Annotated in this window: 12 protein-coding genes, 1 pseudogene and 1 other annotated feature; of the genes and pseudogenes, 3 read left to right on the top strand and 10 right to left on the bottom strand. The window is 64.5% G+C overall.

The annotated features are described in order from the left end of the window. Nucleotides 1–142 precede the first annotated feature (142 nt). Complete coding sequence (locus HMJ39_RS03200) at nt 143–1,357, top strand: hypothetical protein (protein ID WP_194296251.1); 1,215 nt, start codon at nt 143–145, stop codon at nt 1,355–1,357. Between the two features lie 27 nt (nt 1,358–1,384). Here HMJ39_RS03200 and HMJ39_RS03195 read toward each other — a convergent pair whose 3' ends face one another. The 6 genes and pseudogenes from HMJ39_RS03195 to HMJ39_RS03170 all read right to left on the bottom strand — a co-directional run bounded on the left by HMJ39_RS03195 (nt 1,385) and on the right by HMJ39_RS03170 (nt 9,832). After that, nucleotides 1,385–3,265: a monovalent cation:proton antiporter-2 (CPA2) family protein gene (locus HMJ39_RS03195; protein WP_194296250.1), complete on the bottom strand. Its 1,881-nt coding sequence runs from the start codon at nt 3,263–3,265 to the stop codon at nt 1,385–1,387. 369 nt (nt 3,266–3,634) lie between these two features. Next, nucleotides 3,635–4,796: pseudogene (locus HMJ39_RS03190) on the bottom strand (IS3 family transposase). Continuing rightward, nucleotides 4,403–4,519, bottom strand: a sequence feature (AL1L pseudoknot). It overlaps the preceding pseudogene by 117 nt. 580 nt (nt 4,797–5,376) lie before the next feature. Then, the gene (locus HMJ39_RS03185; protein WP_228462130.1) at nt 5,377–6,612 is read right to left on the bottom strand and encodes an OmpP1/FadL family transporter; all 1,236 of its coding nucleotides are present in this window, start codon (nt 6,610–6,612) and stop codon (nt 5,377–5,379) included. 208 nt (nt 6,613–6,820) lie between these two features. Then, on the bottom strand, nt 6,821–7,966 hold the full coding sequence (locus HMJ39_RS03180) for an acyl-CoA dehydrogenase family protein (RefSeq protein WP_161383384.1): 1,146 nt from the start codon (nt 7,964–7,966) through the stop codon (nt 6,821–6,823). A 75-nt stretch (nt 7,967–8,041) separates the two neighbouring features. Beyond that, the gene (gene zapE / locus HMJ39_RS03175) at nt 8,042–9,130 is read right to left on the bottom strand and encodes a cell division protein ZapE (protein WP_194296249.1); all 1,089 of its coding nucleotides are present in this window, start codon (nt 9,128–9,130) and stop codon (nt 8,042–8,044) included. Between the two features lie 72 nt (nt 9,131–9,202). Then, nucleotides 9,203–9,832 carry an alpha/beta hydrolase gene (locus HMJ39_RS03170; protein WP_161383383.1) on the bottom strand — a complete coding sequence of 210 codons (630 nt, stop codon included), beginning with the start codon at nt 9,830–9,832 and terminating at the stop codon, nt 9,203–9,205. Between the two features lie 85 nt (nt 9,833–9,917). On the opposite strand from HMJ39_RS03170, the gene HMJ39_RS03165 reads away from it, so the two are divergent. Then, nucleotides 9,918–10,433: a YhcB family protein gene (locus HMJ39_RS03165; RefSeq protein WP_161383382.1), complete on the top strand. Its 516-nt coding sequence runs from the start codon at nt 9,918–9,920 to the stop codon at nt 10,431–10,433. Between the two features lie 61 nt (nt 10,434–10,494). On the opposite strand, the gene sat is transcribed toward HMJ39_RS03165, so the two are convergent. The 3 genes from sat to HMJ39_RS03150 form a co-directional block, all read right to left on the bottom strand. Further along, nucleotides 10,495–11,709 (bottom strand): sulfate adenylyltransferase, encoded by a 1,215-nt coding sequence (gene sat / locus HMJ39_RS03160; RefSeq protein ID WP_194296248.1) that lies wholly within the window; start codon nt 11,707–11,709, stop codon nt 10,495–10,497. Nucleotides 11,710–11,820: 111 nt separating this feature from the next. Beyond that, complete coding sequence (locus HMJ39_RS03155; protein ID WP_194296247.1) at nt 11,821–12,684, bottom strand: diacylglycerol/lipid kinase family protein; 864 nt, start codon at nt 12,682–12,684, stop codon at nt 11,821–11,823. A 49-nt stretch (nt 12,685–12,733) separates the two neighbouring features. Further along, entirely contained in the window at nt 12,734–13,492 is a 759-nt protein-coding gene (locus HMJ39_RS03150) for a Nif3-like dinuclear metal center hexameric protein (RefSeq protein ID WP_161383379.1), read from the bottom strand. Between the two features lie 66 nt (nt 13,493–13,558). Between HMJ39_RS03150 and HMJ39_RS03145 the strand changes: the two genes are divergently transcribed. Next, nucleotides 13,559–14,674, top strand: a complete 1,116-nt coding sequence (locus HMJ39_RS03145; protein ID WP_194296246.1) for a trypsin-like peptidase domain-containing protein — start codon at nt 13,559–13,561, stop codon at nt 14,672–14,674. Between the two features lie 7 nt (nt 14,675–14,681). Here HMJ39_RS03145 and HMJ39_RS03140 read toward each other — a convergent pair whose 3' ends face one another. Next, nucleotides 14,682–16,286, bottom strand: coding sequence for a mucoidy inhibitor MuiA family protein (locus tag HMJ39_RS03140; protein ID WP_194296245.1), 1,605 nt, complete (start codon nt 16,284–16,286; stop codon nt 14,682–14,684). Nucleotides 16,287–16,359: the final 73 nt, after the last annotated feature.

The following is a 16,359-nucleotide window of genomic DNA, read 5'->3' as shown; positions in this document are numbered from 1 at the left end:
ATCGAGGTCCACCTTATACCGGTCCCGAGAAGGCTATCGCGCGAGTCGCGGTATTCAGATATTCAACTAAGCTTGGATATGCTAGGGTGGGTTTTACAGCGTCCCACTCCCTAATTCGCTAGCACGTCGTTAAGGAGCGCTTATGTCCAAGGCTCGGAACGAGGTCTACACCGAACCCGAAGCGAAAGGGAGCCAGGCGGTCAACGCATGCCGAAAGGTGGTTGGCTTGGTACCCGCCCCGGAGATGTCCGCTGAGATGGCCGAACAGGTAATCGACCAGTTGCCCGAACTTCTGGCCAACTACGTCGATGACCGGTTGCGTTGGGAGGTCCAACTGATCGTCGATCCGCTGATCGGCGCTGCCGAGGCTTCCACCGATATCATCGGGGGTATTCTCGAGTACAAGCGAGACCAGCAGTGGGACTACGCGATCTGTATTACCGATTTGCCGATCTTCAAGGACGGGCGTTTCATAATCGCTGAAACCAGCACGGGGCATGGCCTTGCGTTGATCTCATTGCCTGCCTTCGGCATTAGCGCAATACGGCGTCGCCAGAGCGAAGCAATTCTGCAACTGGTCAACGAATTGCACCATGGTAGTTCGGAAGAGGACCGTGCTCGCCAAGAGCAGCGTACCCGGCAATCCGACAAAGTCCATAAGAGCCTGCGTGGCAAAGGTGCCCGGCAACTAGTGGGCAGGCACCTCTACGAGAAGCTGTTCCCGATACGACGGATAACGCTACCGGGCGAGGGAGAGTCCTTTGATGTACGCTTCATTGCCGATTCAAAGATCAACGGGAACCTTCGCATCCTGGCAGGCATGGTGCGAGCCAACCGCCCCTGGACCATCTTTCCCGCTTTCAAGCGCGTCATCGCGGTCGCGTTCGCGACCGGCGCCTATGGTCTGGTGTTTCCCACCCTTTGGCAGCTCAGCGCCAATTATGGCCGGCCACGCCTTATTCTGCTTATGGGAGTGGCCATGGCGGCAATGATTGCCTGGATTATCATTGCTCACACGCTTTGGGAATCGACGAAAAACGCCCGATCACCACGTCTGGTTCGCCTCTATAACACGGTCACTGTACTGACGCTAAGTTCCGGGGTCGTATTCTATTACGTGATCCTGCTGGCCCTTTTCTGTTTCACGGTCCTCGTTTTCATTCCGGCCAACATGCTGGAAGCGCAACTTGATCACGCGGTCAGCCTTTTCGATTACACCACTCTTGCCTGGCTCGCGACTTCGGTTGCCACTATCGCTGGTGCCCTGGGGGCCGGACTGGAAGATGAGGAAACCGTCAGAAACGCCACTTACGGCTACCGGCAGCGACGCCGAAACCAGGAAGCGAGTAAGCGCTGATACGCCTTGACAATTCTGTTTTTGTGATCAGCGATTGTCCCTCGGTGGAGTCCAGGACGGTGTTTCGTCCTCGGTTCTCCGTGCGTCCTCCCGCATGGCGTGACCCAGTGACTCGTCCAGTTTCATGAACAACTCCCCGTAGCGTGGGCTGAAGTGGATGCCTTCTTCGATGTTGCGCCAGGCGTTGAACAGTTGGTCTTCGTTGGCTTTTTCGCTGGCGACAAAGGATTGGGTCATCCGGCGGGCGCGCTCTGGGTGGACGCCCATGGCGGCAAGGGCATCGCCGCCGAGTGCCAGGGCGGAGTAGTAGGTTTCGCTCACCACGTCGTCGGCGCCGGCTTCGCGCAGTTCGTAGCCGTGGCCGCGGTCGAAGGCGCGGGCCAGTACCCAGACCTCCGGGTAAAGCTGTTTGACATGCCGCACCAGATTAACGGCCCGGTCCCGGTCATCAATGGCCACAACGAGCAGGCGTGCCTCGGCAATGCCGGCGGTTTCCAGTAGCTGGATGCGGGTGGCGTCGCCAAAGTAGCTTGTCAGTTGGATCCGGCGCAGGTTTTCGATCTGCTCCAGGGCGTGGTCCAGGGCAACGCTCGGAATGTTGTTGGCGCGAAGCAACCGGCAGACGATCTGCCCGAAGCGGCCGACCCCGGCCACGATCACCGGCGCCTGCTCTTCTATCTCATCCGGCTCCGCTTCTTCATTGGAGGCTTTCTGATAGCGCGGCAGCACCACCCGCTCATAGACAATGAACAACAGCGGCGTCAGGAACATGGACAGGGCCACGACCAGTGACAGCATTTGCGCGGTGTCCGCCGGGATCACACGGTTCTGGGTGCTGTAGGTCAGCAGCACAAACCCGAATTCACCGGCCTGGGCGAGTCCGAGGGTGAACAGCCAGCCATCACTGCTGCGGATGCGGAAGGCGAGGGCCAGACCAACCAGAATCAGGGCCTTGCCGATGATCACCGCCAGGGCGAGAAGCAGGACGATATCCCAGGACTCCGCCAGAACGCCGAAATTGATTCCCGCGCCCACGGTAATAAAGAACAGCCCCAGCAGCAGTCCCTTAAACGGCTCGATATTGGCTTCCAGTTCGTGCCGGAATTCGCTGTTGGCGAGCACTACACCCGCCAGGAAAGCGCCGAGCGCCGGCGATAGGTCCACCAGACTCATGAGCGCCGCGATGCCGATAATCAGCATCAGCGACGTGGCGGTGAACACTTCCCGCATGCCGGACTGCACCACGTAGCGGAACAGCGGCCGGCTCAGGTAATGGCCGCAGACAATCACCAGCACGATCGCACCGACAACGGCCAGCCCATGGGCCCAGCCCGGCAGGTTCTCAACCAGGCTGAGGCTGCTGTGTCCGTGCTCTGCATCGGTGGCGGAGATTCCTGACACGGCCAGCAGCGGGATGACGGCCAGCATCGGAATCACAGCAATGTCCTGGAAGAGCAGGACGGAAAAGGCGCTCTGGCCACCTTCGGTTTTGACCAGACCCTTTTCGGTCAGCGTCTGCAGCACAATTGCCGTTGAAGACAGGGAGAACAGAAACCCCACCGCCACTGCGGTTTGCCAGGCCAGCCCCAGCGACCAGGCAAAACCGGTAGCGACCGCTGCGGTGAGTGCCACTTGCAGACCACCCAGGCCGAGCAGCCGCACCCGCATGGCCCAGAGGGATTTGGGGTCCAGCTCCATCCCCACCAGGAACAGCATCATCACCACGCCGAACTCGGCAAAGTGCTGAAGGGTGACGGTCTCTTGGCCCACCAGCCCGGTCACCGGCCCGATGACCACACCGGCCACCAGGTAACCGAGTACCGAACCCAGCCCGAACCGCTTGGCCAACGGCACCGCGATGACCGCCGCCACCAGGTAAATAAACGCCTGAATAAAGTAGTCAGTCATCAGTTGTGTCCTTGGGCCGAAAATCGGAGATTCATTCCTCTAACCATAGACCAGCGGCTGTAATTCGCCTCAGGGCGCGGTGTGGCCCTGAGTTCTTTGTGCCGCCTTGCATTCGACCCACCCCGAACTATACTTAAATTCTAGCTTCTCCCGGGCGCTGCCCCCTCCCAGGTTTACTGGGCTCCGCCCTTCTCCAAGGCTTAGCCGTTCCCATGCGACTGTTGTAAGCGACACAACGTACAGCGGAGGGAGCATGGGCAAGAGCGCCGAACAATCATAGCAAGTAACATGCGATATCTGCCAGCAACGCCCTGCGGCTCTGCAGGTCACTGAACCGCCCCGGTTTTCACGGAGGCTGTTTGGTTTAAGTCAGGCTGCGATAGCGGCCTGACTGTTGAGTTGCCTGTAGTAGTTTGCCTCAGCTTCCGCTGGCGGAATATATCCCAGCGGCCCCATCAGTCGCTGATGGTTGAACCAGGACACCCACTCCAGCGTGGCCAGTTCCACGGATTCCATGGACTTCCAGGGGCCGCACCGATGGATCACTTCCGCTTTGTACAAACCGTTAATGGTCTCGGCCAGGGCGTTATCGTAGCTGTCGCCCTTGCTGCCCACCGACGGGTCAATGCCCGCTTCGCCCAGGCGTTCGGTGTAGCGCACAGAAACGTACTGCGAGCCTCTGTCGGAGTGGTGAATCAAGTTCTCCGACTCGCCGGGCTGGCGGGCGTAAAGGGCTTGCTCCAGGGCGTCGAGCACGAAGGCCACATACAGCCAGCCTTGCCAGGTTGAGACATAGGTGAAGTCCGAGACCCAGAGCTGATTGGGGCGATCCGCGATGAACTGGCGGTTGACCCGATCCAGCGGACACGGCAGCGACCGATCAGAAACGGTGGAGCGCACCGTCTTGCCACGGCGGGCGCCTCGTAAGCCCAGGCGGCGCATGAGCCGCTCCACCGTGCAGCGCGCCACGGGAATAGCTTCCCGGTTTATCTGCTTCCAGACCTTATCGGCGCCATAGACCCGCAGGTTGGCATTCCAGACTCGTTCGATCTCTGGAATCAACCGTTCATCGCGCTTGGCCCGGTCGCGACACCGTTCTGGATGGCGCTGCCGGGCCGCATGGCGCCGGTAGGCCGACGGGGCGATCTGCAATACTCGGCAGATCGGCTCGACCCCGTAGGTATCCCGGTGCTGATCGATGTAGGCGTTCAGGACTTCAGTTTGCGGTCGAGCTCCGCCTGGGCGAAAAAAGCGCTGGCCGTACGCAGGATGTCGTTGGCGCGCCGTAGCTCTTTGTTCTCGCGCTCCAGCTCCTTCAGACGTTGGGCCTCGGCCGTGGTCGTACCGGGCCGCTCTCCGACATCAATCTCGGCACGCTTGACCCATTCCAGCAGCGTCTGCGGCACGCAGCCATCTTGGGCGCGATGGACTCCACGGCGGCCCATAGGGATGGGTACTCACCACGGTGCTCCTGCACCAAGCGTACTGCACGCGCTCGAACTTCAGGGGAAAACTTATTGGATTTGGTCATGGCTCCATTCTCTCAGATACTGGAGCCTCCGCGATACCCGGGGCGGTTCAAACCGTTGCCGCTGGAAAAGCTGGGCCGGTGGTATATTTCTAAGCTGCCTACGCGGCAGCGAACAGGGCAACTCAATCATAACCCCCTGATTTAACTAACATAAGTGCAACCAGCGGCCCAATACCCTTTATTTTCCGGCAAAACCTAACCAATTGATATATATGGATATTTCCAAGCGCTTCCCAAAAGGGTTCATCGCGCCTCAGGGGATTGGCTGCCCGCCTTCTGTGTCTGAAACCACATCAAGGCGCTACGAGGCGAGCTCAAGCGAGACTTCGTGGATACGGTTTTGTGGTGGGCGGTTTATGGATGCTTTGGGAGCGGCTGGGTCTCGATGTCGCTTTAGCCACGACCAACGGTGGTGCCGGCTTTATCGCGGCTAAAGCCGCTCCTACCGCATAATACCGACCGTCAACGCTAACCTCGCGGCCTGGGGATATTCAAGTCAGTCATTGCCATAAAGGGAGAGGCACAAAAAAGGCGAACCCGGAGGTTCGCCTTTTTTGTTGGGGCGCGTGACGCGCGGCGCTTAGAAGGTGTAGTTCAGCTGCGCGCCGATCACGTTGGCGTCCAGTTCGTAGGTGCCGGCCAGGGGCGGCTTGGTGCCGTCCTGACGGTTGATGTCGGCGTCGTCCACGAAGATGTGGGCATAGGCGACATCGATGCTGAGGTTTTCGGTGGGCTTGAAACCGGCGCCCAGGGTCGCCCAGACGCGATCGGAGTCCGGGGAGATGGCGGAGCGGTTGTCGTTGTCCTGGGAGGATTGTTCCTTGGCCAAGCCGACGCGCAGCACGGTGTCGCTGGGCAAGGTGTGACGCAGGCCCACGGAGTAGCGGGTGGTGTCATCCCAGTTGAAGTTCTCCACGGCCGGGTTCGGCAGCGGCGCCGGCCCGGCGTGATCAATCACCAGGCGGTCCAGGCTGTGCCAGTACATGTGCTCAACGCCCAGCAGCAGCTGGGTGCGGTCACTCAGGTCACCCACGTAGGACAGCTGCAGGGCGGCGGGCAGGTCCAGGCTGGTTTCACCAGCGAAGGTAAGCGCCGCCGGCAAGCCGGTGGCGGCCGGTTTGAACGTGATGTCCCCGTCGATGTCGTACTCCACTTCGGAGCGGTAGGCGATGCCGAAGTGGTTGTTCTCGTCGGCGCTGTAGGTCAGGCCCACGTTCCAACCAAAGGCATCGTCATCGCCCTCCAGACGGGTAGCGGCGTTTTCGATGTCGGCGTCAATCTGCTGGTAGTTGAGGCCGGCACCAAGGCGCAGGTTGTCGGTGATCTGGATGCCCACCGCCGGATTGACGTTGAGCGTCTTGACGTCGGACTCCTGAGCGTAAAAATCACCGGAAGTAACGCCCGGAGCCACCTGGTTGCCCCAGTTGTCCTCGTACTCGATCTTGGTGCCGAAGGGCGCGTTGATGCCCAGGCCGAAGGTGATCCGGTCGTTGAACGGCACGGCCAGGAAAACGCTGCCCACGAAGGGCTCCACGTCCTCGAAATCGCCGGGGCCGCTGGCGCCGTCGGCCTTGAAGGAGGTGTCGATCCATACCTGGTGGGTGGCCAGGGAGAACTGAGCGTCGTGCAGGCCCGCCAGGGTGGCCGGGTTGTACCACTGGTTGGTGGCGTCCTCGCTGAGCACGCCGGAGCCGGCGTAGGCGGTGCCCATGGCGGACACGGACTGGTAGGACACGCCAAAGCCGGAGGCGAACGCCGAACCGGAGGCAAGGGACAGCACGGAAGTCGCGAGCAATGCGCCTCTTATTTTCATCATGTTTTCTCCATCGTATCGAGCCGGAAGTGGCCGGACCGCTTCGTCCACGCGGGCCCGGGCACGGCAAAATGTCGGGGTATACACCGACGGCCTAAGAATAAACTCGCAAGCCGGGGTGGAGAAGGCGAGGAATGTAAAACTGGACGATTTTCGGCCACAAAAAGGCGACCGGCCGGTCGCCTTTACGGGCCGTTCACGCCAGGGGGCATCAGGCGCCGAGCACGGCCCGGGCGATGATGGTCTTCATGATCTCATTGGTGCCGCCATAGATGCGCTGCACGCGGGCGTCGGCGAACATGCGCGCGATCGGATATTCCCACATGTAACCGTAGCCACCGTGCAGCTGCACGCACTCGTCGATGAGGTCGCACTGCAGGTCGGTGACCCAGTATTTGGCGCCGGCGGCGGTGGGGATGTCCAGTTCCTTCTTGAGGTGCAGCTCCAGGCAGCGGTCCACGTAGGCGCGGGCCACGTCCAGCTGGGTGCGCATCTCGGCGAGCTTGAACTGGGTGTTCTGGAAGCCGGCGACGGGCTGGCCGAACGCCTTGCGTTCCTTGACGTAGTCCAGGGTGTGCTGGAAGGCACTTTCCGCCATGGCCAGGCCGTTGATGGCGATGCCCAGGCGCTCCTGGGGCAGCTCCTGCATCAGGTAGATGAAGCCCATGCCTTCCTGGCCGATCAGGTTCTCGGCGGGCACTTTCACATCCTGGAAGAACAGTTCGGAGGTGTCCTGGGCCTTCATGCCCACTTTCTTCAGGTTCTTGCCTTTCTCGAAGCCTTCCATGCCCTCCTCGACGATGATCAGGCTGGTGCCCTTGGCGCCCTTGGACGGGTCGGTCTTGGCCACCACGATCACCAGGTCGGCGTTCTGACCGTTGGTGATGAAGGTCTTGGAGCCGTTGAGGATGTAGTGGTCACCGTCCTTGACGGCGGTGGTCTTGACGCCCTGCAGGTCGGAGCCGGCGCCGGGCTCGCTCATGGCGATGGCGCCGATCATCTCGCCGGTGACCATTTTCGGCAGGTATTTGTGCTTGAGGGCCTCGGAGCCGTAGTGCTCGATGTAGGGGGCCACGATCTCGGTGTGCAGGCCCCAGCCGATGCCGGTGAGGCCGGCCCGGGAGATCTCCTCGCTGACCACCACGCTGTACAGGAAGTCGGCGCCCAGGCCGCCGTATTCCTCGCTCACCATGGGGCACAGGAAGCCCTGTTCGCCGGCCTTGCGCCACAGTTCCTTGGGCACCTGGCCGCTCTGCTCCCATTCTTCGTGATGGGGCACGGCTTCGTTTTCCAGGAAGCGGCGGACGGTATCGCGAAGCGCCTCGTGGTCGGAATTGAACAGCGTACGCGGGATCATTGCAGTCTCCGGGTTGTCTCGAAACGGGAAACAGAGTGTCTAACCCGGGGGATTCGGGGGCAATGACCAAACCGCTCAGGCCAGGTGTTCGCGGGCCAGGTATTCCTGGGACTGCATCTCCATCAGGCGCGAGCGGGTGCGCTCGAATTCGAAGTCCAGCCGCCCGCCGGCGTACAGGTCCTCGATGGGGGTTTCCGCGGTGATCACCAGCTTGACGCCGCGATCGTAGAATTCATCCACCAGGTTGATGAAGCGGCGTGCCCGGTCGTCGGTGCCGGCCCCCATGCGTTCCACGTTGGAGACCAGCACGGTCTGGAATTCGCGGGCGATCTCGATGTAGTCATTCTGGCTGCGCGGGCCGTCGCACACGTCGGGGAAATCGAACCAGACCACGTCATCGGCGGATTTCACCGTGGCGATCTTGCGGCCTTCCACCAGGATGTTGCCCTGCTCGCGGTGGCGGCCGTGTTCGGAGGCCAGCGCGGCGAAGCGCTCCGCCATGAAGCGGTCCGCTTCCTCGCCCAATGGACAATGGAACAGCTCCGCCTGCTCCAGCAGACGCAGCCTGTGGTCCTTGCCACCGTCCACGTTCATCACCTTGGTGTGCTGCTTGATCAGTTCGATGGCGGGCAGGAAACGGGCCCGCTGCAAGCCGTCGCGGTAGAGGCCGTCCGGTTCGATATTGGAGGTGGCCACCAGGGTGACGCCCTCGTCGAACAGGGTTTGCATCAGGGTGGCCAGGATCATGGCGTCGGTGATGTCGGTGACGAAGAACTCGTCGAAGCACAGCACCCGGTAGCGGGCGGCGAATTCCCGGGCGATGTTGGTGAGCGGGTTTTTCTCGCCCTGGCGCTCGCGCATCTGGCGGTGCACTTTCTGCATGAAGCGGTGAAAGTGCATGCGCCGTTTTTCCTCGAACGGCAGACATTCGAAGAAGATATCCATCAGGTAGGTCTTGCCGCGCCCCACCCCGCCCCACATGTACAGCCCCTTCTCCGGCTGGCGTTTCTGCTTGCGCAGTTTCGCCAGCAGGCCGGCCGGCGCCCGGGCCTGGCACAACTTCTGGTAAAGATGGTCCAGCGCGCGCACCGCCTGCTCCTGGGTGGGGTCGCGGACGAACTCGGGGCGCGTCAGATCGGCCTGGTATTTCTCGAGGGGCGTCATGGTGTCCGGCAGTGGTGAACGGCGAGTCAATGTAGCGTTCCGTAAGCGGGCTGACAACAACCCCCGGGATCCTCAGGGCATCCGCGAGGCGGCCACCTCCTTGAGATCCACCAGCTTGCCGTGGAAGAAATGCCCGCTGTCCGGGAAGCGGATCAGGTCCGGCGCCAGCACCGTCTCGCCGGCCCAGCGGAACACCTGCTCGGCGGGCACCACCTCGTCGTCCTCGCCCTGCACCACGGTGACCGGACAGCCGGCGTTTTCCAGGGACGCGAAGTCGAAATGATGCACCGGCGGCGCCACCAGCATCAGGGCCTTGGGCGCCTGCCCGTTGGCGGTGAGCACCTCGGCGCCACGGGCGGCCACGAAGCTGCCGAACGAGAAGCCGGCCAGCCACAACGGCTTGTCCGGAAATTCACGGGTCAGCCAGTTGTGCACGGCGATCAGGTCCTCGGTCTCGCCGATGCCGTCGCTGAACGCGCCCTGGCTGTTGCCCACGCCGCGAAAGTTGAACCTCAGCACGGCGGCGCCGGCGTCCCGGGCGGCACGGCTCAGGGTGGTGACCACCTTGTTGTCCATGGTGCCGCCGAACAGCGGATGCGGGTGGCAGACGATGGCGATAAAGCGCGGGGCCTCGGTATCCCCCTCCAGCGCGGCTTCCAGGGTGCCTTCCGGACCCTCCAAGGCCAGGCGGTCACGGCTCATGTTTCCTCCCGATACAATTTACTCTGCGGTTGGCTTGGCGCGGCCACGGGTCTGTGCTGCAATGTGGCTGCTTGAGGAGTATGACATGGATACGCTGACAACCCACCTGCTCACCTTTCTCGCCGGCCTGATCCTGGGCGCCGGCCTGCTCTACTGGCTGATGCCCGCCCGCCGCCAGGGCAGCCGGCTGATCCGCGAGCGCGACGAGGCCCGCAACGCCCTGAACCAGTACCGCGACCGGGTGGACCATCATTTCCTGGAAACCGCCGACCTGGTCAACGAGCTGACCCAGACCTACCGGTCGGTCCACCAGCATTTGTCACGGGGCGCGCGGAGTCTGTGCAGCGAAGCCGGCCGCAAGAAGGCCGCCGCCAAGAGCCTGGACGCCGCCCACGAGCCGGAAACGCCGCTCTCCCAGCCCCTGGACTACGCGCCCAAGGCCCAGGGCACCCTGTCCGAGGATTTCGGTCTGCAGAAGCAGGCTGAAGGGCCCTTCAGCCCGGTGAACACCGACGAGGAAACGCCGGCGGCGGTGGTGGAGCCGCCCCGCGATTACGCCGACGTGCGAGACGACAACGACGAGAGCGACCGCCCGCGCTGAGCGCGCCGACGCATAAAAAAACCCGGGCCTGGCCCGGGTTTTTTGTGCGCGGTGGCGCGGATCAGCGCGCCGAGTGGCCCTTGAGCTCCACCTTCACCTTCTCGTGGTCCTGCAGACCTTCGTAGTACTCACGCAGCACCGCCAGCACCTCCGGGCGGCTGAAGTTGTCCGGCACGTCGCCGCCTTCACTGAGCAGTTTGCGCAGCTTGGTACCGCTCACCAGGACCCGGTCCTCGGCGGTGTGCGGGCAGGTGCGCATGCTCGCCATGGTGCCGCACTTGTCGCACCAGAAGGTCCAGTCGATCTTCAGCGGCTGGGTGATCAGGGCGTCGTCGGCGATCTCATCGAAGATGTGATGGGCGTCGAAGGGCCCGTAGTAATCGCCCACGCCAGCGTGGTCGCGGCCCACGATCAGGTGGGAGCAGCCGTAGTTCTGGCGGAACAGAGCGTGCAGCAGCGCCTCGCGGGGACCGGCGTAGCGCATGTCCAGCGGGTAGCCGGACTGCACCACGGTGTTCTCCACGAAGTAGTTGTCGATCAGGGTCTTGATGGCGTTCTGACGCACTTCGGCGGGGATATCACCGGGCTTCAGGTTACCCAGCAGTGAATGCACCATGACGCCGTCGCAGATCTCGATGGCGATTTTCGCCAAGTGCTCGTGGGAGCGGTGCATGGGGTTGCGGGTCTGGAAGGCGGCCACGGTTTTCCAGCCGCGCGCCTCGAACATGGCCCGGGTTTCGGTGGGGGTCATGTAGATGCCGGCGTACTTCTCGGGGAAATCGCCCTGGCTGAACACCTTCACCGGCCCGGCCAGGTTCACGTCGCCCTGGGCCATGACCATTTTCACGCCCGGGTGCTCCTCGTCGGTGGTCTTGAACACCTGCTGGCACTCGTGGGCCTTGTCGATGGCGTACTTCTCGGTGACCGTCATGGAGCCCATGATGTCGCCGTCCTCATCCACCAGGGCCACTTCGGCGCCCTCGGCCAGGCCGTCGGCGGTGGCGGCGTCGGTGGACAGGGTGATCGGGATCGGCCAGAACACGCCGTTGGCCAGGGTCATGTTGTCGCACACGCTCTGCCAGTCGGCCTTGCCCATGAAACCGTCCAGGGGGGTGAAGCCGCCGATGCCGAGCATGATCAGGTCCCCGCGTTCCCGGGAACTGAGGGTGATGCGGGGCAGGTCCCGGGCGGCGGCCAGGGCCTGCTCCCGCTCGGCGCCGTCCAGCAGCAGAATGTTCAGCGTATCGCTGCCGTGAGGTTGCACCAGTTGCGACATGTTCACTCCCTTAAGGTCGGATTGGCTGTTATGGCGGCGGATTATAACGGCCAAGCCGTGACCCCCTCCACCGATGCTAAGAACTTTCCGTTTGGGTCTTATGCCCCGGGATCAGGCCCGGGGCACCAGGACCGTCACCGGCTCCGGCTCCAGGTCGATCTCGGCGGGCAACCAGCCGGCCGGGTCGCCGTCGGTCTGCACCGGTTCCAGGCCCGGGGCGCTGATGGTGAGCCGTTCCGCGCTCAGGGACGCCACGCCGTCCACCTTCTCCAGGCGCCCCAGCGCCAGCGCCGCCAGGCACCGCAGCAGGAACAGCGGGCCCGGGCGCTGGAACAGCAGCACCTGAACACTGCGCCGGGCCAGGCTGGCCTGGCGGCTGAGCACGAAGCCACCGCCGTAGTAGCGGCCATTGCTGATCACCGCCGAGAAACAGTCCAGGGGCCGGCCATCCACGGTGACCCGGAAGGTCACCTCGCCATAGCGAAACAGCTGCCGGATCATGCTCACCAGGTAGGCCAGCTTGCCGATGCGGCGCTTGGAAATCAGGTCCACCTGGTCCACCACCCAGGCGTCGTAACCGACGCCGGCCATGACCAGGAAACGGCGACCGTTGAGGCGGGCCGGGGTGATGGTCTGCGCGCGCCCTTCCAGGGCCACCCGGGCGGCGGCCTCGGGACGGCGCGGAAGGGCCAGCTCCCGGGCCAGCACATTGGCGGTGCCGATCGGAAACACGGCCAGGGCCACGCCCGGGCGCAGGCCGTTGATCACGTCGTTGACGGTGCCGTCGCCGCCGGCGGCCACCACGCAATCACCGGGGTTGCCGAGCTCGCGCAGGAAGCGCGTGGCGTCCCCCGGGGCCCGGGTGTGATACAGGCGCACCCGGGCGCCGCCCTGTTCCAGCGCCCGCACGAACTGGCGCAGACGTTTGGCCCTGCCGCCGCCGGCGGTAGGGTTGAAAATCACCGTGATGTCCATGGAATTCCTGACCGCTGGCGCGCCCGGAAGCGGGCGCCGCTCCCCTCGGCTAAACCGGGTTGTCGATGTCGATGAAGATGTGTTCCAGCCCGTGCTCGTTGGCCAGCCATTCACCCACCGCCTGAACCCCGTAGCGCTCGGTGGCGTGGTGACCGCAGGCGAAGTAATGAATGCCGGTCTCGCGGGCGAAATGGGTGGTGGGCTCGGAGATCTCGCCGCTGAGATAGGCATCCACGCCCAGCGCCTGGGCCTGCTCGATGAAGCCCTGGGCGGCGCCGGTGCACCAGGCCAGGGTTTCGATCTCATCCTGGCTGTCGCCGATGTGCAGGGCCTCGCGACCGAGCACCGCTTCCACGTGGGCGGCGAAGTCCTCAGCGCTCATGGGCTCGTCCAGGCGCCCCACGTTGCCCACCGACAAGGGGTTGTCCGGCTCCAGACCGCCCTCCATGTGCAGGCCCAACCGCCGCGCCAGCTGGGCATTGTTGCCCAATTGCGGATGCGCATCCAGCGGCAGGTGGTAGGCGAACAGGCTGATGTCGTGGCGCAGCAGGGTCTGCAGGCGTTGCTTCTTCATGCCGCGCACGCGCTGGTCCTCGTTTTTCCAGAAGTAACCGTGGTGTACGAAGATGGCGTCCGCCTCCTCGACGATGGCCGCGTCGATCAGCGCCTGGCAGGCGGTCACGCCGGTGACCAGCCGCCGCACCTGCTCGCGGCCTTCCACCTGCAAGCCGTTGGGGCAGTAATCGCGGAACCGGTGCGTCTGCAGCTCGTCGTCGAGCAGGCCGAGCAGGTGATCGCGTTTCAGCATGGGCGTGTTTCCCCGTTGATCTGCTACCATTGCGCGCAGTTTACATGATTCGCGGGGGCAAACTCAGTGGTGAAACTGATCCGCTTTCTGGCATTGCCGGTGGTGGCCGGCTTGGCCGTGGGCCTGGCCGTGCTGTGGTGGTACGAGCAGGGGCCCGGGGCACGCGCCGCCGAGGGCACCGGGACGGCGCGCGCCGCGCCCACCGCCGACAGCTACGCCAACGCCGTGCAGCGGGCGGCGCCGGCGGTGGTCAACGTCTACACCACCCAGATCGTCACCCGAGGCGACAGCGTCAGCGACGATCCGTTGCTCAACCGCTTCATGGAGCGCCCGCGCCGGGAGCGGGCCCTGGCCAGCCTGGGCTCCGGCGTGATCGTGTCGCCGGAGGGCTATGTGCTCACCAGCTACCATGTGATCCGTGACTCCGACGAAATCCTGGTGGCCCTGCGCGACGGTCGCGACGCCCCGGCCCGGGTGGTGGGCACCGACCCGGAAACCGATCTGGCGCTGCTGCAGATCACCGTGGAAAACCCGCCGGTGATCGACCTGAACGGCCCGCAGCCGGTGAAGGTGGGCGACGTGGTGCTGGCCATCGGCAACCCGCTGGGGGTGGGCCAGACCGTGTCCATGGGCATCGTCAGCGCCACCGGCCGCACCCATCTGGGCATCGCCACCTTCGAGAACTTCATCCAGACCGACGCCGCCATCAACCGGGGCAACTCCGGCGGCGCCCTGGTAGACACCCGTGGGCACCTGATCGGCATCAACACCGCCATCCTGTCCCAGGACGGCAGCTGGCAGGGCATCGGCTTCGCCACGCCCGCCTCCATCGCCCGCGAGGTGATGAGCGACCTGATCGAACACGGCCGCGTGATTCGGGGCTTCCTGGGGGTGTCCGTACAGGACGTGACGCCCGCCCTGGCGGAGACCTTCGGGCTTAAAAGCGTCAGCGGCGGCCTGGTCAACGAGGTGGTGTCCGGCAGCCCGGCGCAGAAGGCCGGCCTGCAGGCGGAAGACGTGCTGGTGGGCATCGACGGCGAGACCATGGGCGACGCCTACGAGGCGATGAACCGCATCGCCGGCACCGAGCCGGGCACCACCCTGACGCTCAACGTAATCCGCAATCAGCAACCGCTGGACCTGGACGTCACCATCGGCACCCGCCCGCCGGCGTCCCGCTAGCCGCGCTTCAGCGCATGCCGGGGACGCCGGTAAGGGTCATGTCGGTGGGGTAGCGCAGCTGGAAGCCGTGCTCGATGTTCAGCTCGCCGCCCCCTTCCACCTGGCGGTCCCAGGCCACCAGCCCCTGGATATCACGCACCCCGGAGCGGTCCGGGGCCGCCCCGGTGGTCTCCACCTCGATACGTTCGTCACTGGCCACCGGCCGGCGGTCATACAGTTGCACCTCCACCGGGTGCGCATAGCCGCTGGACAGCGTCACCGTGCGGCTCACCGCCAGCGTCTTTTCCTTGTTGATCAGGCCGGTTTCGCCATGGCTGGCCGGCTGCTCCACCACCTTGACCCGCAGCCGCGGATCGTCGCCGAAGCTCATCCGCACTCGCTCGCCGATCTGGATCGCCGCCGTGCGCCGGTAGCGGGTCAGCCGCTGGCCGTCCCGGGACAGTGACACCTGGCCACCGAGCCAGGGCACGCCACCGTCATTGCGCCATTCACCCACCAGCAGCACCGCCGGTTGTTGCCATAGGTAGCTCTCGCGGGTCAGGGTCACCGGCAGTGTCGCCCGCCGGTAGGTCACCCGGGCGCTGGACCCGTCGCTGGCCAGGGTCAACGGCGTATCCAGCGGCACCCGCATGTCCACCCCATGCGCCACCGGCGTGGGCGCCGGCGCCGATACCGCTTTGCGCGGCGCCGCGTCCAGCAGTTCCATGGCCGGCTCGGCGCTGAAGTTCCGGCTGGCCAGGCCGCCCTGCCCGGCCTTGGCCAGACCGACCATCCACGGCGAAGGCTCGGGCACCGCCCGGTAGCCGGCGGGCAGCAGACCCAAGGTGGCGCGCACGTCGCGCCAGTCCTCGCCGGTGCGGTTTTCGATTTCGGCCACCGCCGCCAGGGCCACCTGCCGTTCGTCACTGCGCAGATCCACCCGCAAGCGATTGCCCCAGCCGGCCGAGCCGGTGAAATAGTGCAGGGTAACGCGGGCGGTGCTGGCCGCCGGCGCATTCAGGTCCAGCACCAGCCCGCGGCGCGCCTGCTGGGCCTGCCCGAGCTGGGCACGCTGATCCTGCAAGGCCCGCAGTTCCCGTTCCATGTCCGGGCGCCGGGCGGCGCGTTCATTGATCGCCGTCCGCCGCGCCGTCACCGCGTCAGCCAGCTGCTTCCAGGCCCGCGACCACTGATCCACCGGCACCTCGGCGAACAGCGCCTGGCCCTGGGGCGCCTGCCCGAACAGCGACTGCAACCGCTCGATCTGCTGCCGGTCCAGCGCGTCGGCGGCGTCCGCCTCGGAGAGACGCCGTTGCAAGGCGGCGATCTCGTCGTCCAGTGCTTGCCGACGCCGGGACACATCCTCCGCTTCACTGGCGCGGCGCTCGCGCACGCCCTCCAGGGTGGCGCCTTCCACCTCGATACGAAGATTGTCCAGGTCCAGCTCCGGCAGATCGCCGATCACGAATTGATGGTCACCGGCGGGCAGCTCGCGGGTCACCGAACGGGAGACTTCCGCCTGGGACGGGAACAGCACCACGTCGGTGACGGGCAGGGAAACCGGATAGGTGGCGGCCCATAGCGGGGCGGAGGAGCCGAGCAGGGCCAGGATCAGGGCGCGGGGCAGGGTCATGATTGTTATCCCGAGTCACGTTATCGATACCCGAGACTAGAATATGCCGGCCACCGCCACCACCGACCAGACA

Source organism: Alloalcanivorax profundimaris, from assembly GCF_015265435.1.
GTDB lineage: Bacteria > Pseudomonadota > Gammaproteobacteria > Pseudomonadales > Alcanivoracaceae > Alloalcanivorax > Alloalcanivorax profundimaris.
Note: the sequence above shows the minus strand (reverse complement) of the source record. Positions and strands in the feature narration are given on the sequence as shown.